Below are 25319 nucleotides of genomic sequence, written 5' to 3'. Positions count from 1 at the left end.
TTTATCCGTTTGATTTTTTTAACGGATTTGCACTTAGGGTTTTATATTCTTCTCTGTTTTTGTAAATCTTAATTGCAGCAAATAATGCTTCTATAAATGAAGAAGGATCTGCTTCTCCCTTCCCAGCAATACCATAGGCTGTTCCATGATCTGGTGATGTTCTTACTTTACTAAGACCTGCTGTGTAATTTACTCCTTTTCCGAAAGATAGTGTTTTAAATGGAATTAATCCTTGATCATGATAGGCTGCAACAACTGCATCAAACTGCTTGTAACTATCTGAACCAAAGAAACTATCTGCCGCGTATGGACCAAAAACCATTTTACCACTTTCAAATATTTTTTGAATAGTTGGTTTCATCACATCATCATCTTCTTTACCTATTACACCATTATCACCACTATGCGGATTGATTCCTAGCATTGCAATTTTTGGTTTTTGAATAGAAAAGTCTTTTCGTAATGACTCATGAATGGTTTCTATTTTTCTTTCGATTAATTCTGGAGTAATATGCTCTGCAATATCTTTTACAGCTACATGATCTGTTAACAAACCGATACGCAATCCATCAGAAACCATAAACATTAAACTATCTCCTTCCAATTGAGTAGCCAAATAATCTGTATGTCCTGGGAACTTAAATTCTTCGGTTTGAATGTTGTACTTATTTATAGGTGCAGTTACTAAAACATCTACCTCTCCTTTTTTCAAAGCTTCTGTTGCTGCTTGTAAAGATTGCAAAGCCACAGTTCCGCCAGCTTTCGTTTCTTTTCCAAATTCAACATTTGGAACATCTTTAATAAGATTAACAATATTCAGTTTACCATCTACAGCTTCTGCAGCGGATGAAACCCCTACAAAATTGGTATTTAATTTAAATATTTTCTTTTGGTAGGAAAAAGTTTTTGTCGCACCGAAAATAACAGGCGTACAAAACTCCATCATACGAGCATCTTCAAATGTCTTAAGAATTACTTCTATTCCTATTCCATTTAAATCCCCAATTGAAATTCCTACTCTTATAATTTTATCGCTCATAAATTATTTCTTTTTCATCCTGTAAATCAAAACCACTTACAGTATTTATTACCTTTGTTTACGTAAAATGATTGTACGATTTACAGTATACAAAATTAACTAAATATATTATAACATGTTCACGGGAATTGTAGAAGAATTAGGAATTGTGGTTTCTACTGAAAAAGAGCAAAGTAACCTACATATTACCATGCAATCTAGCATTTCTTCAGAATTAAAAATAGATCAAAGCGTTGCTCATAATGGCGTTTGTCTTACAGTTGTTGCTATTAATGGTGACAATTACACAGTAACAGCCATCAAAGAAACTTTAGACAAAACCAACTTGGGATTATTAAAAAAAGGGGATCTAGTAAATCTTGAAAGAGCTATGAAACTTGGAGATCGTTTAGATGGTCATATTGTTCAAGGTCATGTAGACCAAACGGCAACTTGTACTAAAATTGAAGAAGCTGATGGAAGTACATTTTTCACTTTCAATTATGATCCTTCTTTAAAAAATATAACCATCGAAAAAGGATCTATAACCGTAAGTGGAACTAGCTTAACGGTAATAAACGCTAAAAAGAATGAATTTACAGTAGCCATAATACCATATACTTATGAGCATACCATATTTAAGACCTTTCAAGAAGGCTCTATTGTAAATTTAGAATTCGATGTTTTGGGGAAATATATAGCTAAATTAAATGAATACAAATATGTCTAAGCAACTGAGCGCTTATTCAATTTGTATACACCATAAACGACAGCCAATAGAGCGACTGGCAACAGGTAACCATCTACAGGTAAACCCGGTGGTGGCGGAGCTCCTCCTCCACCATCTCCATCACCAAGACCCGGAGGTGGTGGGTTTTGAGCAAACAACATTGATACATTTACCAATGCGAAAGCTAGAAAAATAATAATAGTAAAACTTCTTTTCATAATACTAATAACTAAAACAAATTTATAGAATAAATAATACCTCAAAAAAATTCCATATTAAATAATTAAAAAAATCTTTCAACTACACAAAAACACGACGATATACAAAAATACTTTCAATTTAAATTTTTATTTTTTCAAAAATAAGCTCCTAAAGTTAGATATACGGTTTCATGATGATTTTGGTTTTATTGCATTCTAATTTGTTTATTTTAAACAGATAAAACATAGAATATCATAAAAATAAAGTTTCTTTTTTTTCATTATAGCAATATTCTCTAGGATTTCCGAAAAAACATTTTATATTTGTGTAATCGATTACATTAAAAATTACATCATGATAAATCACGAATTTAGATATGCATCACATCCTCAAGATGCAGAAATGTACAGCACAGAAGAATTGAGAGAACATTTTCTTATTGAAAAAATCTTTTCAGAAGACGATATCAACCTTACCTATTCTATGTACGATCGCTATATCGTTGGAGGTGCTATGCCAGTTTCCAAAGCTTTAAAACTAGAAACGATTCCATATTTAAAATCTGAAAACTTTTTAGACAGACGTGAATTAGGCGTTATCAACGTTGGTGGAAAAGGAAAAGTTACCGTTGACGGTGAAGTATATGAGCTTTCTAAAAAAGAAGCTTTGTATGTTGGGAAAGAATCTAAAGAAGTAATTTTTGAAGCTGTAGACGGCGAACAACCTTTATTCTACATCAACTCTGCTCCTGCGCATCATAAATATCCTAACAAAAAAGTGGGTAAAGAAGATGCGGAAGTAATTCAACTTGGTGAAGAAAAATATGCTAACAAAAGAATCTTAAATAAATTATTGGTAAACAGCATTGTGGAAACTTGTCAATTACAAATGGGATTAACCGAGTTACTTCCAGGCAATGTTTGGAATACCATGCCAGCTCATACACACAGCAGAAGAATGGAAGCCTATTTCTATTTTGATTTGGAAGAAGGACAAACCATTTCTCACTTTATGGGACAACCAGACAATACCAGACACATTTTTATGAAAAGCCATCAGGCAGTATTGTCTCCGGAGTGGTCTATTCACTCAGGTTGCGGTACTTCTAACTATGCCTTTATCTGGGGAATGGCCGGTGAAAATTTAGACTATGGAGATATGGATTTCTGTGCTCCAGATGAACTTCTTTAATCTCATATTATTATGAATTTATTCAGTCTAGAAAATAAAAAAGCATTAATCACCGGAGGAACGCACGGGCTTGGAATGGCCATGGCCGAAGGTTTGGCAAATGCCGGTGCCGAATTGATTATCACCAGTACAACGCCTTCCAAACTAGAAGATGCGTTAGCTCATTATAAAAGCAAAGGCTACAAAGCTTCAGGTTTTATTTTTGATGTGACCGACGAAAAATTGGCTGCAGAAAAAGTAGCCGAAATAGAATCCACTATTGGTGCTATTGATATTTTGGTGAACAACGCAGGAATCATCAAAAGAGTTCCGGCAGAAGATATGGAAATATCAGAATTCAGAAGAGTGTTAGATGTAGACATTACCGGAGCTTTCATTATGGCGCAATTAGTAGGTCGTAAAATGATTGAACGCAAAGAAGGTAAAATCATCAACATTTGTTCTATGATGAGCGAATTGGGTAGAAACACGGTTTCGGCCTATGCTGCTGCCAAAGGCGGATTAAAAATGCTAACCAGAAATTTAGCTACCGAATGGGCTAAACACAATATCCAAGTAAATGGTATTGGACCGGGTTATTTTGCAACTTCGCAAACCGCTCCTATTCGCCATAATGGGCATCCGTTTAACGACTTTATTGTAGGCAGAACTCCTGCCGGTCGTTGGGGAGATCCTGAAGATTTACAAGGAACAGCCGTTTTTCTTGCCTCTAAAGCAAGTGACTTTGTAAACGGGCAAATTATATATGTAGATGGTGGAATTTTAGCCACTATCGGTAAACCAAGTAACGAAAATTAAAAAGCCATGAGCAAACCATTTATACACGATAATTTTTTGCTGCAAAACAAATATGCCGAAGAGCTATACCACAACTATGCTAGCAAAATGCCTATTATAGATTATCACTGTCATTTAACACCTAACGACATTGCGAACAACACTCAATTTGAGAACATCTCCAAAGTTTGGATCTATGGCGATCATTATAAGTGGAGAGCCATGCGTACACTTGGTGTAAACGAAAAATTCATTACCGGAAATGCCAGCGATCAAGAAAAATTTCAAAACTGGGCAAAAACAGTTCCGTACACAGTGAGAAATCCGTTGTTTCACTGGACGCATTTAGAATTAGCGCGCTATTTTGGAATTACCGATTTATTGAATGAAAATTCAGCAGATGCTATTTTTGAAAATGCTTCGGCACAATTAAATCAACCAGAAAACAGTTGTTTGGGCTTATTGTCGCAAATGAATGTAGAAACGGTTTGTACTACCGAAGATCCTACAGATACGTTACAATATCACCAACAATTTGCCGCTAATCAAGATGCTTCATTATACATGAGCACTTCGTTTAGACCTGATAAATCTATTCTGATTGACGCAGAAACTTACACAGATTATCTGAAGCAATTAGGTGAGGCTGCCGATGTTGAAATTTCAACTTTTGACGATCTTAAAAACGTTCTTAGAAAACGTATTGAATATTTCCATAAAAACGGTTGTAAATTATCAGACCATGGTTTGAATTACATTCCGTTTGAAAACTTTACAGAAGCTGAAGTAGCTGCCATTTTTACCAAAAGATTAGACGGCAAAACTTTAGAAACTTCAGAATCACATAAATTCCAAACTGCTATTTTATTGTTCTTAGCCGAAACCTATCACGAGTTTGGTTGGGTGCAACAATTCCACTTAGGTGCTTTGCGTAACAACAACAAACGTATGTTATCGCAATTAGGCCCAGATACCGGTTGGGATTCTATTGGCGATTATCCTCAAGCAGAAAATCTATCTAAATTCTTAGATACGCTGGATACGAAAGACAAGCTTACCAAAACAATTTTGTACAATTTGAATCCGGCCGACAATGAAGTCTTAGCTACCATGATTGGTAATTTCAATGACGGAAGTGTCAAAGGAAAAGTACAATTTGGTTCAGGTTGGTGGTTTTTAGATCAAAAAGACGGAATCATCAAACAAGTAAATGCTTTGTCAAACATGGGATTGATTAGCTGTTTTATTGGAATGCTAACAGATTCCAGAAGTTTCTTATCGTTCCCACGCCATGAGTATTTTAGAAGAGTTATTTGTAACTTGTTTGGTGAAGAAATGCAAAAAGGTGAATTACCAACAGATATGGATTGGATTGGAAAAATTGTTCAGGACATCTCCTATAACAATGCAAAAGACTATTTCAATTTTCCGGTAACAGCCAAAAAAGAAGCAGTAATCTCTTAAGCAGCAACACATGAAGAAAATTGTTGGATTAGGCGAACTATTATTAAGACTTTCTACCAAAGATTGTCTCAAATTTTCACAAGTAAATAATTTCAATGCCGATTTTGGCGGAAGCGAATTGAATGTGCTCACCAGCATTGCCAAATTTGGACTTCCGGTAGAATTCATCACTCGATTACCCGAAAACGATTTGGGAGAAAGTGCCATTATGGAAATGAAAAAACATAGTGTTGGCACTAATTTTATTCCAATGGGTGGTGATCGTTTAGGATTGTATTTCCTTGAAAAAGGAGCTGCCTTAAGAGGAAGCAAAATTGTGTACGACAGAGCTTTTTCTTCCTTTTCAACCATTAAAAAAGGAATGATTGATTGGAAAGAAGTTTTCAAAGATGCCAATTGGTTTCACTGGTCTGGCATTACGCCTGGCGTTTCGCAAGATGCTGCCGATGTTTGTATGGAAGCTATTGATGTTGCCAACGAAATGGGATTAACCGTTTCTACAGACTTCAACTACAGAGCCAATTTATGGAACTATGGGAAATCGCCTAGCGAAATTATGACGCCTATGGTAAGCAAATGTCATGTGGTTTTAGCAGGAGAATATGCTTCAGAACAATATTTCAACATCGTTCCGGAAGGAACTACCGAAAAAGAAAAAATGCAATCCCTGTGTGATTTGTTGGTAAAACAATTCGGAAGCATTCAAAAAGTAGCCATCACCAACCGTGGTGATATCAGTGCATCGCACAATACATGGTCGGCTGTTTTGTATGACGGCAAAGAAATGCACGAATCTACCACCTATGATATTACCAATATTGTAGACAGAATTGGAGCCGGCGATAGTTTTATGGGTGCTTTGATCTACGGATTAAATACCTATGACGACAAAAATGCGCTGGAATTTGCAGTCGCTGCCTCTTGTTTAAAACACACGATTTATGGTGATGCCAATTTGGTTTCGAAAAAAGAAGTAGAAAATTTAATGGGCGGAGATTTATCCGGCCGCGTTCAACGATAATAAAATGAAAACATTTTCAAGAATTGAAGTAGCATTACAAATGGAAGCAACCGGATTGGTTCCCTTGTTTTATCATTCAGATATCGATGTGATGCAAAACGTAGTAAAAGCTTGTTATGATGGTGGTGCACGTTTATTCGAGTCTACTGCCAGAGGAGCTTTTGCTCATGAAGTTTTTGCTCAACTAGCTAAATTCTGCGCTACAGAATGTCCCGATTTAATGCTAGGCGTAGGTTCTGTAACCGATGCCGCAGCAGCTTCTTTATATATGCAAATGGGCGCCAGCTTTATTGTAACGCCTGTTTTTAGAGAAGACATTGCAATTGTTTGTAACCGTAGAAAAGTATTGTGGTCTCCGGGTTGTGCTACCCTTACCGAAATTGCTACCGCAGAAGCGTTAGGTTGTGAAGTAGTAAAACTGTTCCCCGGTGGAACCTATGGAGCCGATTTTGTAAAAGCCATTAAAGGTCCATGTCCTTGGACCAAAATTATGCCTACAGGCGGTGTTTCTCCAACCAAAGAAAGCATTGAAACCTGGTTTAGTGCCGGTGTTACCTGTGTAGGAATGGGATCGCAATTGATCACCAAAGACATTATTACACATAAAGATTATACTACGCTTCAAACAAAAGTTTCAGAAGCATTAGAAATGATTAAAACACACAGGCTTGCTCAATAAAGCCTGTGTTTACCATACCAAACCAAAACTCCCAAGCTAGTCTTCTTAAAAAAGACTAAAACGATTTCGTTAATTGAAATATTATAAGAGCAGAAAAAACAACAACTAATAACATCTCTGACTTTATAAAGCGATAACGTTTGAGAGAAAACTAATAACAGCTTATGAAAACAAAAACAAACTTTCGGTGGTATATCTGTACAATGCTATTTGTGGCAACCACAATCAACTACATGGACAGACAGGTATTATCACTAACCTGGAAAGATTTTATTGCTCCTGAATTTAATTGGACAAACAACGATTACGGAAATGTAACCGCACTTTTCTCTATATTTTATGCAGTAAGCATGCTGGTTGCGGGTCCGTTAATTGATTGGCTCGATACCAAAAAAGGATTCCTTTGGGCTATCGGAATTTGGTCTGCTGGTGCTTGTTTACATGCTTTTTCAGGAATTTTCACAGCAGGTTACGTAACCGACACCTGGACATTGAGTTTCTCTGGTGCCAAAGAAGCCATTGAAATGGCCAGTAATACAGGTATGGTTGTAAGCGCCAGTGTAACCTTCTTTATTTTTGCAAGGCTCGTACTAGCTTTTGGTGAAGCAGGTAACTTTCCGGCTGCCATCAAAACTACCGCTGAATATTTTCCTAAAAAAGACCGTGCCTTAGCTACAAGTATTTTTAATGCCGGCGCAACTGTAGGAGCTTTGGGTGCTCCGCTATCCATTCCTTTTATTGCAGAAGCGTATGGTTGGGAAATGTCATTCATCATCATTGGTGCGTTAGGTTTTGTTTGGATGGGAGTTTGGTTGTTCTTATATGATAAACCCGAAAAACATAAAAGAGTTTCGGAAGAAGAACTAGCCTATATTCAACAAGACAACGACATGGATGTTCCGTCTACAGATGGAAAAAAACGAAACGTAAATATTTTTAAATGCTTTGGGTACAAACAAACCTGGGTATTTCTAGTAGGTAAATTTATGACCGATGGTGTTTGGTGGTTTTTCTTATTCTGGACACCTGCATATTTAAGCTCAATCTACGGAATGGACTCCACAGAATCTGCAATTCCACTATTCATTCTGTATGCTATTACTTTACTTGCTATTATTGGTGGTTGGTTACCTAGTTATTTCGTAGAAAAAGGGAAGCATCCGTATGATGCGCGTTTAAAATCAATGTTCATTTTTGCATTATTCCCATTGCTAACATTATTGGCACAACCTCTCGGTCGTATAACCTATTGGATTCCTGTGGTAATTATTGGAATTGCAGGTGCTGCGCACCAGTCATGGTCTGCCAATATTTTCTCCATTGTGGGTGATTTATTTCCAAGAAAAGCCATTGCAACCGTCACGGGAATTGGTGGACTTGCAGGCGGTATTGGATCTTTCTTTATCAATAAAGGGTCGGGAATGTTGTTTGATTACAGTAAAGAAACTCAAATGAAATTTATGGGCTTCCAAGGAGAAGAATCAGGATATTTTATCGTGTTTGGAGTTTGTGCCGTAGCATACATGATTGCGTGGATTGCCATGCGAATGTTATTGCCAAAATATGAACCGGTAAAAAACCTATAAACTTAACAACTCATTAATTGAAATAAGCCAATTAAGCTAGTATTTTTGACAACAATTAGAGATACCAAATAAGAGTAAAGCCTTAAATATTACTAGAATCTACATGAACCCTTAATACCTAATAAAATGACTGATACAAAAAATATATTGAACCGTACAAATGCGGGATTAGAAGAAAAACTTCCTGTGAAAATTGTTCAATTTGGTGAAGGAAACTTTCTAAGAGCTTTCGTTGATTATGCAATTCAAAAATTGAATACCGAAGCAGGAACAAATTTTGGGGTTTCAATTGTGCAACCGATTGCACAAGGAATGGTAAATATGATAAATGATCAAGAGGGGCTGTATACCCTTTTCATGCAGGGCATTAAAAAAGGTAAGGAAATTAGAGAGCATGAACTTATTTCTTCTATAGTAGATACCATTAATCCGTATGAAGAGTTCAAAAAATATCTTGCCTTGGCTAAAGAAGATTCTTTAGAATTTATCATTTCTAATACCACGGAAGCTGGAATTGCCTATTCTGAATCTGATAGGCCAAACATGCAACCTCCAAAAACATTTCCTGGAAAAATTACTGTTTTGCTTTACAAACGTTTCCAACATTTCAACGGGGCATCAGACAAAGGACTTACCATAATTCCATGTGAATTGATTAATTATAATGCAGATACTTTAAAAGAAATCATTTTTAAATATTGTGACGACTGGAATCTAGGTTCCGAATTTAAAGATTGGATTACCCATTCCTGCTCTTTTCACAATACGCTGGTAGACCGTATAGTTCCCGGATATCCACGAGATACCATCGAAGATTATAATGCACAACTTACATATAAAGACAATTTAATTGTTACAGCAGAAGTTTTCTTCCTTTGGGTGATTGAAGGCGATGAAGCTTTAAAGAAAAAACTACCATTTGATAAAACTGATTTAGACGTTAAAGTGGTTGAAAATATGCAACCATACAGAACCCGAAAAGTTAGGATTTTGAATGGTGCACACACTACTATGGTGCCATTTGGTCTACTGTACGGAAAAGAAACCGTAAAAGATGCCGTAGATGGAAATTTTACAGGTGAATTTATTCAAAAGGCAGTTTTTGAAGAAATCATTCCTACTCTGGAAATGGATAAAGAAGAACTAGAAACCTTTGCCGAGGAAGTATTTGATCGCTTTAGAAATCCGTTCATTAAACACAACCTATCTAGCATCGCTTTAAATTCTATTTCGAAATTCAAAGTTAGAGTTTTACCTAGTTTGCTAGGATATATTGACACTTATAAAAAAATCCCATGCAATCTTACATTTGCTTTTGCATGCCTTATTCGTTTTTATAAAGGAACATGGAACGGAAAAGAACTACCTGTAAATGATGATGAAGCCATTGTTTCACTTATCAAAGAAATTTGGTCAACAAATGATTTTGGAACTATTTCTGAAAAAGTACTAAGCAATGTTTCCTTTTGGGATCAAGATCTTACTCAAATAAAAGGCCTAAACGGTGCAATAACATTAGCTCTTAATGAAATTGAAAAAAATGGGATAGAAACAGGCTACAACAACTTCAAACTGTTGTATTAAAACCAAAACCACATGCAAAAATTGATAAAAGTACATACCGAAGATAATGTTGCTGTAGCTCTTATCAACTTAGAACAAGGGCAAAAAGCATCTTTAAACGGTACAGAATATACCATACTAAAACCTACTAAGGCCAAACACAAAATTGCGCTAGTAGATTTTAACGAAGGTGACAAAATTATAATGTATGGCGTTTTAGTGGGTAAAGCCAGCCAGACTATTGCCTTGGGAGAGGTTCTTACCACAGAAAATGTAAAACACCAAAGTGCAGAAGTACATAAAAAAACCGGAGATATTGGCTGGAATCCACCAGATATTTCCATTTGGAAAGACAAAACTTTCATGGGCTACCATCGGGAAGATGGACAAGTTGGTACTGCCAACGTTTGGCTTTTCTTCCCTTTGGTTTTTTGTGAAAACAGAAATATTGAAGTGCTCAAAGAAGTGTTTGAAAAAGAACTTTTGTTTGAAGAAGCCAATAAACACAGAATGTTACTGCGATCGTTGGTAAATAATACTTCTGAAGAAGCAATTGTTGAAGACGAAAAAACACGCGTTTTTGAAAATATTGATGTAAAATTCATTACCCATCAAGGTGGTTGTGGCGGAATTCGTCAAGATTCAGAATCGTTGGCAAGGTTGCTGGCTGGTTATGTAAACAATCCAAACGTAGCGGGAGCTACGGTGTTGAGTTTGGGTTGCCAAAACCTTCAAATTAAAATATTTGAGGATGCACTGAAAGCCATCAATCCCGACTTGAAGAAACCCATTGTTATGTATGAACAGCAACAAATGGGCACCGTAGACGATATGCTATCCGCTGTGATTAAAGATTCATACGAAGCCATTAAAAAAGCCAATGAAATAGAACGAAAACCAGCGCCAATCAGCAAGTTGCGTATTGGATTAGAATGTGGAGGTTCTGATGGTTTTTCAGGAATTTCTGCCAATCCAACATTGGGTCATGTGTCTGATGTAATGGCTGCCGTTGGTGGAACAGCTATACTTTCTGAATTCCCTGAATTATGCGGTGTAGAGCAAGAATTAGTCAACCGTTGTGAATCGGAAGAAAAAGCCAATAAGTTTTTAGGACTGATGAAAGCTTTTGAAAAGTCTGTAGTAGATGCAGGTTCTGGTTTCGATATGAATCCATCTCCGGGAAACATCAAAGACGGATTAATTACCGATGCCATGAAATCGGCCGGAGCCGCTAAAAAAGGAGGTACTTCTCGTATCAAAGATATTTTAGACTATGGTGAATATGTAACCGAAAGTGGCTTAAACCTACTGTGTACGCCGGGTAACGATGTAGAAAGTACTACTGCTATGGCAGGTTCTGGAGCCAACATAATTTTATTTACAACGGGGTTAGGTACTCCAACAGGAAATCCTGTAACTCCAGTGATCAAAGTTTCTTCTAATTCTGAGTTAGCTCAGAAAATGGACGATATTATTGATTTTGATACCGGGCCGGTCATTAGAGGAGAGCAAAGCATTGACGAAATGGGAAATACACTCCTTGACTTTATTATTAAAGTAGCTAGTGGAGAGATTCAAACCAAAGCTCAAAAATTAAATCAAAGCGACTTTATTCCTTGGAAAAGAGGCGTTTCACTATAAATTACTTAGCCTAACATTGTTGTTAGTTTAAGGTTTGTTTGTTGTTTTTGCTGTTATTTAAGAGAGGACTTTCTCACGATCAATTCGGGAGAAAGTTCTACTTTTTTCTCCACTTTTACCTTTACGTCTTTGATCTGCTCAAGAAATACTTTTGCCGACATTTTACCCATTTCTACAGGAGCTTGATCCACAGTAGACATAGACAATTCCATAAACTGAGTAAAAGGTTCATTACTAAAACCAACCACCCCAAAATCTTGAGGAACAGAAATTCCCAACGATTGTAATTGTCTAATAGCTCCCAAAGCCGCGAAATCACTAGAAGAAAAAACGGCATCTGGAGCTTCTTTCAATTTGAGTAGTTGTTTTATAGCCTCCTCTCCAGAATCAATATCACTTTTTGCCTTTACTACATAATTTTCATTATACGGAAGATCATAATCTTTTAAAGCTTCTCTGTAACCTTCAAACCTTCTTTCATATATACTCAGGGATAAATCAACAGTCACATGAGCAATTTTTGAATATCCTGATTTTATTAAATGTTCTGTAGCTTCATAACCACCGCGGAAATCATCAATGGTTACAGAGCTTACTCCCTTTAAAGGCTTTACTCTATCAAAAAATACTAACGGAGTATTTTTCTTTAGTACTTTTTCAAAATGCTTCAGGTTTTGTGTATGTTTAGAAACCGACATTAAAATGCCATCAACTTGTGCATTTAGTAGATTTTGAATGGTCTCTTCTTCCTTTTTTGCATCCTCATGAGTTTGACAAATAATTACATGGTAACCCTTTGGATACAACTCCTCCTCTATTCCGCGAATAATAGACGAGAAAAAATTCCTGTTTACAAAAGGAACCACCACGCCCACATTATGACTCTTACCACTTTTCAATGCCAGCGCAAATTTATTTTGCTCATAATTCATCTTCTTAGCGGTTTCCAAAACCAGCGTTCTGGTAGCTTCACTAATTTTCGGATTGTTGTTTAATGCTCTTGAAACTGTGGCAGCAGTAACATTTAAAGCCTTGGCTATATCATAAATAGTTACTTTCTCTTTCATTTACAGAAGTTTTAAGTGGGCGAATATACGGATAAAGTAAGATTGTTTAAAATCAATGTAATCGATAACAGCGAACACTAATTTCACAAACTAAAACGTTGTAATATACTGTTTATATTCCAAAAAATATATTCGTTTTATCAAAATACTATTATAAACACTGAAATTTTACTTGCAAAGCATTTTTTTTGATTAAATATTTGTTTTTTATCATTTATTTATTAGATTCGTGCAATCGATTACAAACATCAAACTAATCTAAAAGATTTATGAAAAAAACGACGCTCATAAAATTCTTCATAGCGCTCCTAGCTTTTGGATTAAACTATTCCTGTGAACAAAAAATAGCTACTAAAATTGATAGTGATCCATGGGAAACAGCAGAAACCATAATTCAAAATACAACAGTACCAAGTTTTCAAGATTCTATTTTTAACCTTACCGATTTTGGTGCCGTAGGTGATGGTGTAACCAAGGATACCAAAGCATTTCAACATGCCATTGAAGCTTGTCATAATGCTGGTGGAGGTAAAATAATTGTTAGCAAAGGAACCTATCTTACAGGTCCTATTCATTTAAAAAGTAACGTACATCTTCATCTTGAGGAAGGTGTAGAAGTTTTATTTTCTAAAGATCTAGATGATTATTTGCCGTTGGTTCATACTTCCTATGAAGGTGTTGAACTCATGAATTATTCTCCTCTTATTTATGCCAAAGATCAAAAAAATATTGCCATAACTGGAAAAGGAATTTTTAATGGCCAAGCTAATCAAGAAAATTGGTGGCCATGGTGTGGAAGTGAGCGCTATGGACATAAAGAAGGTATGCCCGCGCAAAAAGATGCTCATAACCTACCCACTTTAAGAAAAATGAACGAAGAACAAACACCAGTAGACCAGCGTGTTTTTGGTTCGGGACATCAATTACGTCCATTATTTTTTGAAGTTTTAAACTGCGAAAACGTTATCGTTTCTGGAGTAACTTTTACCAATGCACCGTTCTGGGTACTTCACCCATTAAAATCATCAAATATTACTATAGATGGAGTTACTGTTAATAGCCATGGTCCTAATAACGATGGTTGTGACCCGGAGTACTGCAAAAATGTAGTTATCAAAAATTGCATATTTAATACAGGTGATGACTGTATTGCTATCAAATCTGGGAGAAATAATGATGGTAGAGCGGTGAATATTCCTAGTGAAAATATAGTAGTGCAAAACTGCACTATGAAAGATGGTCATGGAGGTGTAGTCATGGGAAGCGAAATATCAGCCGGAGTACGAAATGTCTTCGTAAGAAATTGTACTATGGACAGTCCAAATCTTGATAGAGCTATTCGTATTAAAACAAATACTTTGAGAGGCGGATTTGTAGAAAATGTATATGTAAAGGATATAGAAGTTGGTCAAGTAAAAGAATCTGTTCTAAGAATAAATACATTCTACGGTATTTATGCCAATCAGGAAGGTGATTATATGCCTAATATCGAAAATATAAATCTAGAAAATATTACCGTAAAAAATGGAGGCAAATATGGCATTCTCATAAAAGGAAGAGCTGAAAATCCAGTAAAAAATATAACTCTGAAAAATGTAACTATAGACGAGGCACAACAGACTACGTCTATAGAAAATGCTGAAAAAATCAAATATATCAACACTAAAATAAATGGAGAAATTATGAATTGACATCCATACTAAAATCAGAATCCAAATATAAACTTTATACATCATGAGAATTAACACTTTAATACCTTGCCGTGAAAGGCTACGCATGTGGGTACTCTTTTCCCTATGCCTATTAGCTACAAGTCAGGTATTTTCACAAACACAGCGAACCATAACCGGAACCGTTGTAGAAGAAGGCACAAATATGCCGTTACCAGGCGTAAACGTGCTAGAAAAAGGAACTAAAAATGGAACCGCAACAGATTTTGACGGAAACTTTTCAATTACGGTTTCCAGTGATAGTGCCATTTTAGAAATTAGCTATATTGGCTTTAAAACTCAAGAAGTAAGCACACAAGGAACTTCTACTTTAACAGTAAACCTACTACCAGATTTTCAATCATTGGATGAAGTAGTTGTTGTAGGTTACGGAACTCAGAAAAAATCAGATTTAACAGGAGCCATTGGTTCAGTTGATACCGAAGCATTAACTGAACGAAAAATGACCAATCCACTAGAAGCATTACAAGGAAATGTTCCAGGGGTTCAAATTTCCAATTCCACAGGTCGCGTTGGAGATGGTTTTGATATTGTTATTCGTGGTCAAAATTCCATTTCGGGTAATAATTCACCACTCTTTGTAGTAGATGGCGTTCCTGTTGATAATATTGATTTTTTAAATCCACAAGATATTGAGCGAATGGATATCTTAAAAGATGCTTCCTCAACCGCAATCTACGGTTCTCGTGGTACCAATGGTGTGGTAATCATCACTACAAAAAATGGCTCGCAAGCAAAAGGTGGACTCACGGTTTCTGTAGATTCTTACTTTGGTGTGAAAGAAGTAGCAAGACTACCGGAAATGATGAATGGTTCTACTTGGTGGCGTTATCACCAATCAGCCTATTTAGCTACTGCATCTGTAGACCCAAATACTGGAACAGTTACAGAAGAAACGTTATATGATGCAGTAGTTGGTACTCAAAACGATGAGTTACTAAGAAGAGCTGAAGCTAACGAAACCTATGATTGGTATGATATTATGCTGAAAACCGGTACACAGAGCAACAATTTCATCAATGTTGCTGGAAGATCTGATAATGGTTTAGGGTATAACATAGGAATGGGATATCAAAAAGAAACTGGTAATATAGAAAACGAATCTCTTGATAAATATACTTTCAATGTTGGTGTAAATCATAGAATTAACGATAAGTTTAGCCTCGGCGGTAGTATTAAAATTGCGCTTACAGAGCAACAAGATGGTAGTGCTGTAGCCATGCGAGATGCTTTTCGATTAAATCCATTTTTGAGTCCTTATGGCTTAGATGGCGAGCTTTTTGAAAGACCCGGAAAATTAACAGATGCCAATGGTGATTTCATCATCAACAAAACGAGTACCTACAACCCTATTTTAACGGTTAATAATACTTCAGACGAAACTAGAAGATGGAAAGGTATAGGAAACATGTTTTTCGAGTACACGCCACTACCATGGTTGTCTTTCAAAACAAACTTTTCTACCTCGTTCAGAAATCTTAGAAGAGGAAGATACTGGGGCTTAATGTCAGATACAGGAGCCTCTCTAGGGCAAGCATCTGCAGAAGTTAACAAATCAGAAAACTTCAACTACACGTGGGATAATCAAATGAATATCAATTACGTGTATAATGATAAGCACGCTTTCAACTTTCTTGCTTTACAGAGTGTTTACATGAATAAAACAGAATATTCCTCGCAATATGCTTATGGTTTCCCATTTGAAACTGGCTTTTATAATACCGGTTCTGGGGCACAGAGTTCCTATATTATTGGAACCGATTATTTAAAACAGCAACTAAGTTCTTTTGCTTTACGTCTTAATTATACTTTTGATGATAAGTACCTACTTACGTTGTCTACTCGATGGGATGGCTCTTCGTTATTCCCTAAAGAATATAGATGGGATAGTTTCCCTTCTGCCGCGCTAGGATGGAGAATTAGTCAGGAAGATTTCCTTGCGGACAACAAAACAATATCTAACTTAAAATTAAGAGCTAGTTACGGTTATACAGGGAACAACGTTATAGATCCATATTCAACTACCAACATATTAGATTTACAAACCTATTATGATTTTAACGGAACAGCTGCCAATGGTTGGATTCCTGGTTCACTAGCCAATTCTACATTGCAATGGGAAAGAACACGAGAATTTAACTTTGGTATTGATTATGGTTTCTTGAATAATAAAATATCAGGATCTATAGAACTATACGATAGAAAGTCTAAAGATCTATTACTTCAGCAAGATCTTCCTAGTGAATCGGGTTGGCCTAGTGTAGCCGCCAATGTTGGAGAAGTAAGTAATAAAGGTATTGAAGCTACTTTGAGTACTCAAATTTTAAATACTGACGATTTTAGCTGGGATGCCACAGTAACATTCACAAAAAACACAAATGAAGTATTGGAGATTTATGGGCAAACTGAAAATGATGATGTTGGAAATAATTTGTTCATAGGTGAATCTTTAAACTCTTACTACAATTATGTGTTTGATGGTGTTTGGCAAGCAGACGAAGCTGCAGAAGCTGCTTCCTATAACCAAAGCGAAGGACAGGCAAAAGTAAAAGATATAAATGGTGACGGACAAATAACTCCAGACGATAGAGTGATACTTGGAAATTCTAACCCAGATTGGTCTGGTAGTTTTTTCACAAGAGTTAAATGGAAACAATTTGATCTTTCTACCTCTATTATCACAAATCAAGGAGTTTTGGTATACAGTCCATTTCATGAAAACTTCACAAACGTAAGGGATCGCGGTAGACAAAAATTAGATATTAATTGGTATATACCAGAAAATGATGCTGGTCTTCCGGCGCAAGCCTCTAACGAATATCCACAAGCAAGAAATGAAGGAACCTATTGGAGAAACAATGGAGTAGGTTATTACAGAGATGCATCCTTCGTAAAAGTTAAAAACATTGCCCTAGGTTATACGCTACCTAGTAATGCGCTGAAAAAGCTAGGAAATATCAAATATCTACGCTTTTACGCAAACGTTTTAAATCCGTTCGTGTTTACAGATTATGACGGTTATGACCCAGAATGGGCAACTGCCAATCTAGGTATTGGTCGTACAAGTTATGTTACGTATCAATTAGGGCTTAGTTTAAAATTCTAAAGAAAAGATAATCATGAAAAAAATATATATTTCACTTTTAGCAATGAGTCTGGCATTTACTTCGTGTCAGGACTATCTGGAAGAAGAAAACCTATCCAATGTAACTACCGAAGATTTCTACACTACAGCAACAGGATATGAAAGTTTATTGAATGCCAATTATTCACAACTTAGAGATATTTACGGTTCAGAGCCTTGGCTTTTTTCCGCAGGAACCGATATGTATGCAGAAGGAAGAAATGCAGAACCAGTAGGTTTAAGTCAGTATACAGAACTCAATAGTTCATCAGACGGAGTTGCCCTTTTATACGACGAATGTTATGAAGCCATTCAAATTGCAAACATGGCTGTTTATTACAGTGATCTTACAGAACAAACCAGCGAATTACAATCACAACTAGGTCAAATAAAATACCTAAGAGCTAATGCTTTCTTTTTATTAGTACAAACCTATGGAGATGTTAGCTTGGTCACTGATTATATTCAAGAACCTGTTTTGGAATTTTCTAGAACGCCTGCGGAAGAAGTGTATAGCTTCATAATTTCAGAACTAGAAGAAGCGTTAACCATGGTGAACGATGGCGCTTATGATGGTCATGTAAACAGAAGAGCGGTTCAGCATCTACTGGCCAAAGTATATTTGACAAGAGGATATGAATCCTTTGGAAATAATACCGATTTCTCAACGGCAGCAACTTATGCAGATGCCGCAATTGGAGGTGAAAGTTTAACAATTCCCTTTGAAGAACTTTGGATGCCAGATAACGGAATGAATAGTGAAACCATCTTTTCTGTACAATATGATGATGCTTCTGTAACAGCAGATCCAACAGATCTAGGAAACCAACAGGCATATTATTTTGGCTCTTATCTTGGTGGGTCTGAAGTTGCAGGAGACGCTCCATACAGATCTTACACACTATGCCCAACTTCCTATGCCATTGATCTCTTTGAACAAGGAGACGAGCGCTGGGATGCCACATTTATGATTGAAGTCTTTGATAGATATTTTGATTATTACGATGTGGAAGACCACAGTACGCTAGAGGTTACACATTATTTCGAACCAAAATGGTATGCGAACAACGATACCTACATGACCGATTATATTGCTGCACATCCTGATGTTGAATATCATGAATACGGAACCTATGATGCTTCGGTAAACCCAAATTTAGATTATGAAACCATTATTGTAAAAAAGTTTGATGATCCTGATGCTCCTTTTAGTGCAAGCTCAAGTACAAGAGATATTATTTTAGCAAGATTGGGAGAAACGTATCTTATCGCTGCCGAAGCGTATTTACAAGCTGGGGATGAAGCTACAGGTTTAGCTAGGTTAAATGAAGTGCGTCAAAGAGCCGGAGTTGCAGATGCTACTTTAGCCGAGTTTAATTTAGATTACATCTTAGACGAAAGAGGACGTGAATTACTAGGAGAATACCACCGTTGGTTCGATTTAAAAAGAACAGGTACTTTGGTAGAAAGAGCTTCCATGTATCACTACCTCATCAATGAAAATAATTTTATCGGTCTCAATGGCAACTTAAAAATAGTGCGTCCTATCCCTCAAACAGCACTCGATTTAAATCAAAATAATGACTTTGAACAAAATCCCGCTTACGAGTAGTTTTCATATTATTTATTATTGAATTAATCATGAAAGAAGCTTGTTATTTACTACAAATTACAAGCTTCTTTTTCTTAAAAAACACTACAACTGCTATGAAAAAAACAATTCTATCCTTAGTTATCTTATCCTTTTTTGCTTGTAAAACTGAAGTAAAAAAAGAAGAAGCTTCTAGCACTAGTTCACACGAAGAAATATCTAAAAAACAACAAACTTATGCCGAACTCTCCATTAGAGAAGGCGATGATTGGAAACCCGAAAAATTTGGCGGTGGTGCATTTATGAATGTAGATTCGCTGCAACTTCCGGAAGGTCATTCGGACCACGCCTATTACATCCGTTACGAAGGTCCGGGTTGGGAAAACGCACACGTAGGTTATCGTTTGTACCTCGATTGGCGAAATGCGATTGATATCTTCGGAAAAAAAGTAGATTCTATTGTGTTACCATATGTGGGCCAAGATGATTACGAACGTTACCATCACGAATCTCCGTGGGGGCAAGATATTCTAAAAGCCGGAAAATCATTAGGTATTGGTAGCTACGGTCAATTTATTAATGACACCATGGTTCACTTTAAAAACGTAGACAAAACCGTTTGCTCCGTTAAAAACCATCAAAACTCATCGGATGTGATTATTGATTATGACGGGTGGAAAACAGCAGAAAAAACAATAAACCTCGATGCTAAACTTACCATCTTTCCTAACGGAAGATATACCAAAACAACACTAACACCATCCGAAGAAATTACAGGACTTTGCACCGGAATTGTGAAGTTCAAAGACATTCCATTGCAACAAAAAACAGCCGAAAATGGCTCATGGGCATATATTGCCACTTACGGCACACAAACTCTCGTGAACAAAGAAGACAAATTAGGAATGGCTATTTTTTACAAAACAAGTGAAGTGGCAAACACAACAGAAGGTCCTTTTGATCATCTGGTAATTTTTAAACCTACTACACAACCTATCAACTATTATTTCTCAGCTGCCTGGGAACAAGAAAAAAACGGAATCACATCTGAAGAAGCTTTCTATGCTTCATTAAATGAGCAATTGAAAAAATTGGCAACCTCGGGAAGCTTAAACGAATAAGACATGAAAAAAAATAACATCATTTTTAAATCTACAGTAATCCTTTCACTATTGCTTGGTTTTAGCAGCTGTAATGTAAAAGAAAAGAAAGAGCAAAAAGAAGAAATTAGCGAAACTAAGAAAGAAATTCCAACCGACTTAAAATGGTCAGAGCGCATGCTACTTTCAGAAATTCATCGGTTTCCGGAGGCTTCTAAACTCGATTTTGTAGACAAACCAAGATGGAGCTACACCAACGGTTTGGTACTTTCCGCAGCAGAACGCGTGTACAAAAAATATCCAAAAGAAAGCTTTTACAATTACATCTACAATTACGCAGATACCATGATTACCGAAGACGGTGTTATCAAAACCTATGATATCGAAAAACAGAATTTAGATATGCTCAAATCGGGCGATGTATTGTTATATCTGTACCCAAAAACAAAAGAAGAACGCTTTCTGTTAGCACTTCAAACCTTAAGAAGTCAAATAGACACACAACCAAGAACTTCCGATGGCGGTTTCTGGCACAAAAAGCGCTACACCAGCCAAATGTGGTTAGACGGTTTGTACATGGCAGAACCTTTTTATGCGCATTACACACAAATGTTTAGCGAAGGAAAAGAGGCGAAAGAAGCTTTTAACGATATTGTACATCAGTTTGATTTAATTCAGAAACATACCATAGATCCCGAAACAAATTTATTATATCACGGTTGGGATGAAAGCAAAGAACAACAATGGGCTAATAAAGAAACCGGAACTTCTCCTAACTTTTGGTCACGCGCCATGGGTTGGTACGGAATGGCAATGGTTGATGTGTTAGATTACCTTCCGGAAACACATCCGGGAAGAGCAAAACTCATTGGTTATTTAAATCAATATGCAGAAGCTATTGTGAGTGTACAAGACTCAAAAACTGGTTTATGGTATCAAGTATTGGATAAAGGCGATGAAGAAGGAAATTATTTAGAAGCTACCGGAAGTTCTATGTTTGCTTACACATTTGCAAAAGCGGCTAACAAAGGCTATGTATCTTCTAACTACAAAACCATTGCAGAGAAAGCGTATGACGGCATTATCAACAACTTTATTTCTGTGGAAGAAAATGGTGTGGTAAACCTCAACAAATGCTGTGCAGTAGCTGGCTTAGGCGGAAATCCCTACCGCGATGGATCGTATGAATATTATATCAATGAAAAAATTCGCTCGAACGACCCAAAAGGAACCGGACCATTCATTATGGCAAGTTTAGAACTCGATAGATAAGATGAAAAAAGCTTTTTACATCATCAGTTTTTTAATTGGAATCTATACTTCGGAAGCGCAACAACCTTACGTTTCTAAGGTTTGGGTAGCCGATCAAGGCGATGGCACGTACAAAAACCCGATTCTGTATGCCGATTATTCAGATCCCGATGTATGTCGTGCTGGCGATGATTATTATATGACGGCATCCAGTTTTCAGGCAGCTCCGGGATTACCCATTTTACATTCTAAAGATATGGTGAATTGGGAATTGGTGAACTATGCATTGCCTGTAATTACGCCCGAGGAGCATTTCAGCAAACCCCAACACGGAAACGGTGTTTGGGCGCCTTGCATTCGTTTTCACAAAAACGAATTTTACATCTATTGGGGCGATCCTGATTTTGGAATATACATGGTTAAAACCAGCGATCCGTTTGGCCAATGGTCTCAACCTATATTGGTCATGGAAGCCAAAGGAGCTATTGATCCTTCTCCTTTATGGGATGATAACGGCAAAGCCTATTTGGTGCATGCCTGGGCAGGAAGCAGAGCCGGAGTAAAAAGCTTATTGACGGTTCATAAAATGAATGCTGAAGGTACCAAAGTATTAGACCGAGGAAGACATGTTTTTGACGGACATGAAAAGCATCCTACCGTGGAAGGTACTAAATTTTACAAGCGCAATGGTTATTACTACATTTTTGCGCCTGCAGGTGGTGTGCCCACAGGGTGGCAATTGATTCTTCGTTCTAAAAACATCTATGGGCCTTATGAGGAAAAAATAGTATTAGAACAAGGTTCTACCAAGATCAATGGCCCACATCAAGGAGCCTGGGTAAGAACTGCTGAAGATGAAGATTGGTTTTATCATTTTCAAGATGTGGATGCCTACGGAAGAATTGTGCATTTGCAACCAATGGAATGGAAAAACGATTGGCCGTTAATGGGCATCGATTACGATAAAAATGGCATTGGAGAGCCTGTGACAACTCACAAAAAACCAAAAATTGGGAAATCATTTCCGAAAGTAACACCCAAGGAAACCGATCTTTTTGAAGGCGACAGCCTAGGAATTCAATGGCAATGGAACGCCAACCCCAAAGTGGTTTGGCATGCTAAATTACCCGGGAATGATTATCTGCGTTTATTCAGTATTGCTATTCCGGAAGAGGCAGAAAACTTATGGTTGGTTCCAAATCTATTGTTACAAAAATTTCCAGCACCTGAGTTTACAGCAAGTACCGAAATCACCCTAATTCCGGAAGATGCTAAACAAGCTCGCAAAGCCGGATTAATCATCATGGGAATGGATTATGCTACGTCTACCATCACCCAAAAAGAAGACGCTTTTTATTTGCAACAAACAGTTGCCGTAGATGCAGAACACGGCGGGACAGAAGCTTTAATTTCCGAAGAAAAGTTGAAAACCAATCACGTATTTCTTAAAGTAGAAGTTAGTGCTCCCAACGCAATGTGCCAGTTTTACTATAGCGAAAACGGCAAACGCTACAAAAAAATAGGAGATCCTTTCCAAGCCAAACCCGGCAAATGGATGGGCACTAAAGTGGGACTTTTTTCAGTAAGTGAAAAAGGATCCAAACGCGGCGGTTATGCAGATATGAATTATTTCAAAATCGAATAATACATGCATTATTGCATTCAAAATACACTCTTAATTGTGTTTGTGGTTATAGTGAATGGGACACCGCTTTGGGCACAACAACCCAAGGCGCGTCCCTACACTGTAGCAACTACCTATGAAAAACATCAAAAAGAGTTTCCTTTTATAAAACCCATTGTTTTTCAGTCATCAGACTCGGTAAAAGTCACGGAGAATGTAGTATATAAAACGACTGAAACCTCAGCGTTACAGCTTTCCATTTATCAACCAAAAAACAAAAAAAATACTGCTGTAGTGCTTTTGATACACGGCGGAGGATGGATTTCCGGCAGCAAAGAAAACCAACAAGTAATGGCTGAACAATTGGCCAAAAACGGATTTTCGGCGGTCACTGTTCAATACCGGTTGAGTGACGAAGCCAAATATCCCGCAGCGGTGTTAGACATTAAAGATGCGATTCGTTGGGTTCGGGAGCATGCTAAAAAATATCATTTTAATCCAGATCAACTGGCTATTTTAGGTACATCGGCTGGCGCTCAATTGGCAACGTTGGTAGGTGTTACGGCAAATTCAAACATATTTCCTTCTGAAAACACAACTTCTGATGCCGTGCAAGCCATCATCAATATCGATGGTATTGTTTCTTTTATTCATCCGGAAGCTGAAGAAGGGAGTTACGCTGCCTACTGGTTAGGCGGTTCTGAAAAGGAACATTTTGAAACCTGGAAAGAAGCCTCGCCATTGGAATATATTGATAAAAATACGCCTCCAACGCTTTTCATCAACAGTGCGCGTCCTAGATTTCATGCTGGTAGAGATGCTATGATTGAAAAACTAAATACCTATCAAATCTATTCCGAAGTACATACTTTAGAAAATTCACCGCACTCGTTTTGGCTGTTACATCCTTGGTTTCAACCAACGTTAACCTATACTGTAAATTTCCTCCATAAAACCTTCAAAACAAATTCATTATGAAAAAACTATCATTCCTCTTTATATTGATTTTTTCAGTAACATTTGCGGTTGCACAATCAGAAAATCCGTACCGAAAAATTGTAGTAGCACTTGACGAAAGTGGCGAATTCACCTCCATTCAAAAAGCTATTAATTCGTGTCGAGATTTAGGCCCAGGAGAAGTAGAAATCTTTATCAAAAAAGGAGTTTATCATGAGAAAGTCCAAATTCCAACCTGGAAACATCAGTTGACTTTAGTTGGCGAAGACAAAGACGAAACCATTATTAGCAACGCAGATTATTCCGGCAAAATTGATGCCGTTACCGGAAAAAAACATAGCACCTTTACCTCTTACACCCTATTGGTACAGGGCGATGATATTCATTTGAAAAACATCACTATTAAAAACGCTTCCTGCAATGAAGGACAGGCCGTGGCTTTGCACGTTGAAGGCGACCGTTTTATTGCTGAAAACTGTAATTTACTGGGCTGCCAAGATACGCTGTACACCGCCACTGCAGGCAGCAGACAATATTACAACCAGTGTTTTATAGAAGGCACAACCGATTTTATTTTTGGAGAAGCCACCGTGGTTTTTCAAGATTGCACTATTAAAAGTTTAGTAAATTCGTATATCACAGCTGCTGCTACACCGCAAAATCAAGCATTTGGCTATGTGTTTTTCAATGCTGAATTGATTGCTGCTGATGGTGTGGATAAAGTATTTCTTGGACGTCCTTGGCGATCGTACGCACAAACCGTTTTTATCAATACTGAAATGGGCGCGCATATTGTAAAAGAAGGTTGGAATCCGTGGACGGGAGATAAAATGTTTCCTGAAAAAGAAAAAACTACCTACTATGCCGAATACAATAGCATGGGCGACGGCGCTTCACCAGAAACGCGCGTATCGTGGTCACATCAATTAACCGATAAAGAGCGAAAAAAATACACCACAAAAAATATTTTGAAAGGCTGTGATGGCTGGAATCCTGAAAAATAA

At 37.1% G+C, this 25319-nt stretch carries 20 protein-coding genes; 17 read left to right on the top strand and 3 right to left on the bottom strand.

Going from position 1 to position 25319, the window contains the following annotated elements; genetic code table 11:
- Position 1: 1 nt before the first annotated feature.
- Positions 2-1039 carry a 4-hydroxythreonine-4-phosphate dehydrogenase PdxA gene (gene pdxA / locus BM383_RS01115; protein ID WP_093021794.1) on the bottom strand — a complete coding sequence of 346 codons (1038 nt, stop codon included), beginning with the start codon at positions 1037-1039 and terminating at the stop codon, positions 2-4.
- Positions 1040-1154: 115 nt separating this feature from the next.
- Between pdxA and BM383_RS01110 the strand changes: the two genes are divergently transcribed.
- A complete protein-coding gene (locus tag BM383_RS01110; protein ID WP_093021791.1) occupies positions 1155-1748 on the top strand; it encodes a riboflavin synthase in 594 nt (197 codons plus the stop codon).
- Here the strand turns inward: BM383_RS01110 and BM383_RS01105 are convergent.
- Entirely contained in the window at positions 1745-1906 is a 162-nt protein-coding gene (locus tag BM383_RS01105; RefSeq protein ID WP_245766501.1) for a hypothetical protein, read from the bottom strand. The genes BM383_RS01110 and BM383_RS01105 overlap by 4 nt on opposite strands.
- Before the next feature lie 397 nt (positions 1907-2303).
- Between BM383_RS01105 and kduI the strand changes: the two genes are divergently transcribed.
- From kduI to BM383_RS01065, 8 genes are all read left to right on the top strand, one after another.
- Positions 2304-3140 carry a 5-dehydro-4-deoxy-D-glucuronate isomerase gene (gene kduI, locus BM383_RS01100; RefSeq protein ID WP_093021785.1) on the top strand — a complete coding sequence of 279 codons (837 nt, stop codon included), beginning with the start codon at positions 2304-2306 and terminating at the stop codon, positions 3138-3140.
- A gap of 12 nt (positions 3141-3152) precedes the next feature.
- Entirely contained in the window at positions 3153-3938 is a 786-nt protein-coding gene (locus tag BM383_RS01095; RefSeq protein ID WP_177229048.1) for a gluconate 5-dehydrogenase, read from the top strand.
- A gap of 6 nt (positions 3939-3944) precedes the next feature.
- A complete protein-coding gene (gene uxaC, locus BM383_RS01090) occupies positions 3945-5381 on the top strand; it encodes a glucuronate isomerase (RefSeq protein WP_093021779.1) in 1437 nt (478 codons plus the stop codon).
- A 10-nt stretch (positions 5382-5391) separates the two neighbouring features.
- Positions 5392-6402: a sugar kinase gene (locus BM383_RS01085; RefSeq protein WP_093021776.1), complete on the top strand. Its 1011-nt coding sequence runs from the start codon at positions 5392-5394 to the stop codon at positions 6400-6402.
- A gap of 4 nt (positions 6403-6406) precedes the next feature.
- Positions 6407-7081: a bifunctional 4-hydroxy-2-oxoglutarate aldolase/2-dehydro-3-deoxy-phosphogluconate aldolase gene (locus BM383_RS01080; RefSeq protein ID WP_093021773.1), complete on the top strand. Its 675-nt coding sequence runs from the start codon at positions 6407-6409 to the stop codon at positions 7079-7081.
- A 164-nt stretch (positions 7082-7245) separates the two neighbouring features.
- Positions 7246-8667, top strand: a complete 1422-nt coding sequence (locus tag BM383_RS01075; protein ID WP_093021770.1) for an MFS transporter — start codon at positions 7246-7248, stop codon at positions 8665-8667.
- Between the two features lie 126 nt (positions 8668-8793).
- Positions 8794-10251, top strand: coding sequence for a tagaturonate reductase (locus BM383_RS01070; protein ID WP_093021767.1), 1458 nt, complete (start codon positions 8794-8796; stop codon positions 10249-10251).
- Between the two features lie 12 nt (positions 10252-10263).
- Complete coding sequence (locus BM383_RS01065; RefSeq protein WP_093021764.1) at positions 10264-11871, top strand: UxaA family hydrolase; 1608 nt, start codon at positions 10264-10266, stop codon at positions 11869-11871.
- Between the two features lie 53 nt (positions 11872-11924).
- Here the strand turns inward: BM383_RS01065 and BM383_RS01060 are convergent, their stop codons facing one another.
- A complete protein-coding gene (locus BM383_RS01060) occupies positions 11925-12938 on the bottom strand; it encodes a LacI family DNA-binding transcriptional regulator (RefSeq protein ID WP_093021761.1) in 1014 nt (337 codons plus the stop codon).
- Between the two features lie 269 nt (positions 12939-13207).
- Here BM383_RS01060 and BM383_RS01055 point away from each other — a divergent pair, with 269 nt between their 5' ends.
- The 8 genes from BM383_RS01055 (at position 13208) to BM383_RS01020 (ending at position 25319) form a co-directional block, all read left to right on the top strand.
- Complete coding sequence (locus tag BM383_RS01055; RefSeq protein ID WP_093021758.1) at positions 13208-14629, top strand: glycoside hydrolase family 28 protein; 1422 nt, start codon at positions 13208-13210, stop codon at positions 14627-14629.
- A gap of 43 nt (positions 14630-14672) precedes the next feature.
- Positions 14673-17774, top strand: coding sequence for a SusC/RagA family TonB-linked outer membrane protein (locus tag BM383_RS01050; protein WP_093021755.1), 3102 nt, complete (start codon positions 14673-14675; stop codon positions 17772-17774).
- A gap of 13 nt (positions 17775-17787) precedes the next feature.
- Positions 17788-19404, top strand: a complete 1617-nt coding sequence (locus tag BM383_RS01045; RefSeq protein ID WP_093021752.1) for a RagB/SusD family nutrient uptake outer membrane protein — start codon at positions 17788-17790, stop codon at positions 19402-19404.
- A gap of 95 nt (positions 19405-19499) precedes the next feature.
- Entirely contained in the window at positions 19500-20504 is a 1005-nt protein-coding gene (locus BM383_RS01040) for a DUF4861 family protein (protein WP_093023385.1), read from the top strand.
- 3 nt (positions 20505-20507) lie between these two features.
- The gene (locus tag BM383_RS01035; protein ID WP_093021749.1) at positions 20508-21755 is read left to right on the top strand and encodes a glycoside hydrolase family 88/105 protein; all 1248 of its coding nucleotides are present in this window, start codon (positions 20508-20510) and stop codon (positions 21753-21755) included.
- A gap of 1 nt (position 21756) precedes the next feature.
- Complete coding sequence (locus BM383_RS01030) at positions 21757-23379, top strand: glycoside hydrolase family 43 protein (RefSeq protein ID WP_093021746.1); 1623 nt, start codon at positions 21757-21759, stop codon at positions 23377-23379.
- Between the two features lie 3 nt (positions 23380-23382).
- Positions 23383-24336: an alpha/beta hydrolase gene (locus tag BM383_RS01025; RefSeq protein ID WP_093021743.1), complete on the top strand. Its 954-nt coding sequence runs from the start codon at positions 23383-23385 to the stop codon at positions 24334-24336.
- A complete protein-coding gene (locus tag BM383_RS01020) occupies positions 24333-25319 on the top strand; it encodes a pectinesterase family protein (protein WP_093021740.1) in 987 nt (328 codons plus the stop codon). Before BM383_RS01025 ends, BM383_RS01020 begins: the two co-directional genes overlap by 4 nt.

Origin of the sequence: Pustulibacterium marinum, from assembly GCF_900116665.1 — a bacterium.
Taxonomy (GTDB): Bacteria; Bacteroidota; Bacteroidia; order Flavobacteriales; family Flavobacteriaceae; genus Pustulibacterium; species Pustulibacterium marinum.
The sequence above is the reverse complement of the archived record's forward strand: the minus strand, read 5'-3'. Positions and strand labels throughout refer to the sequence as shown.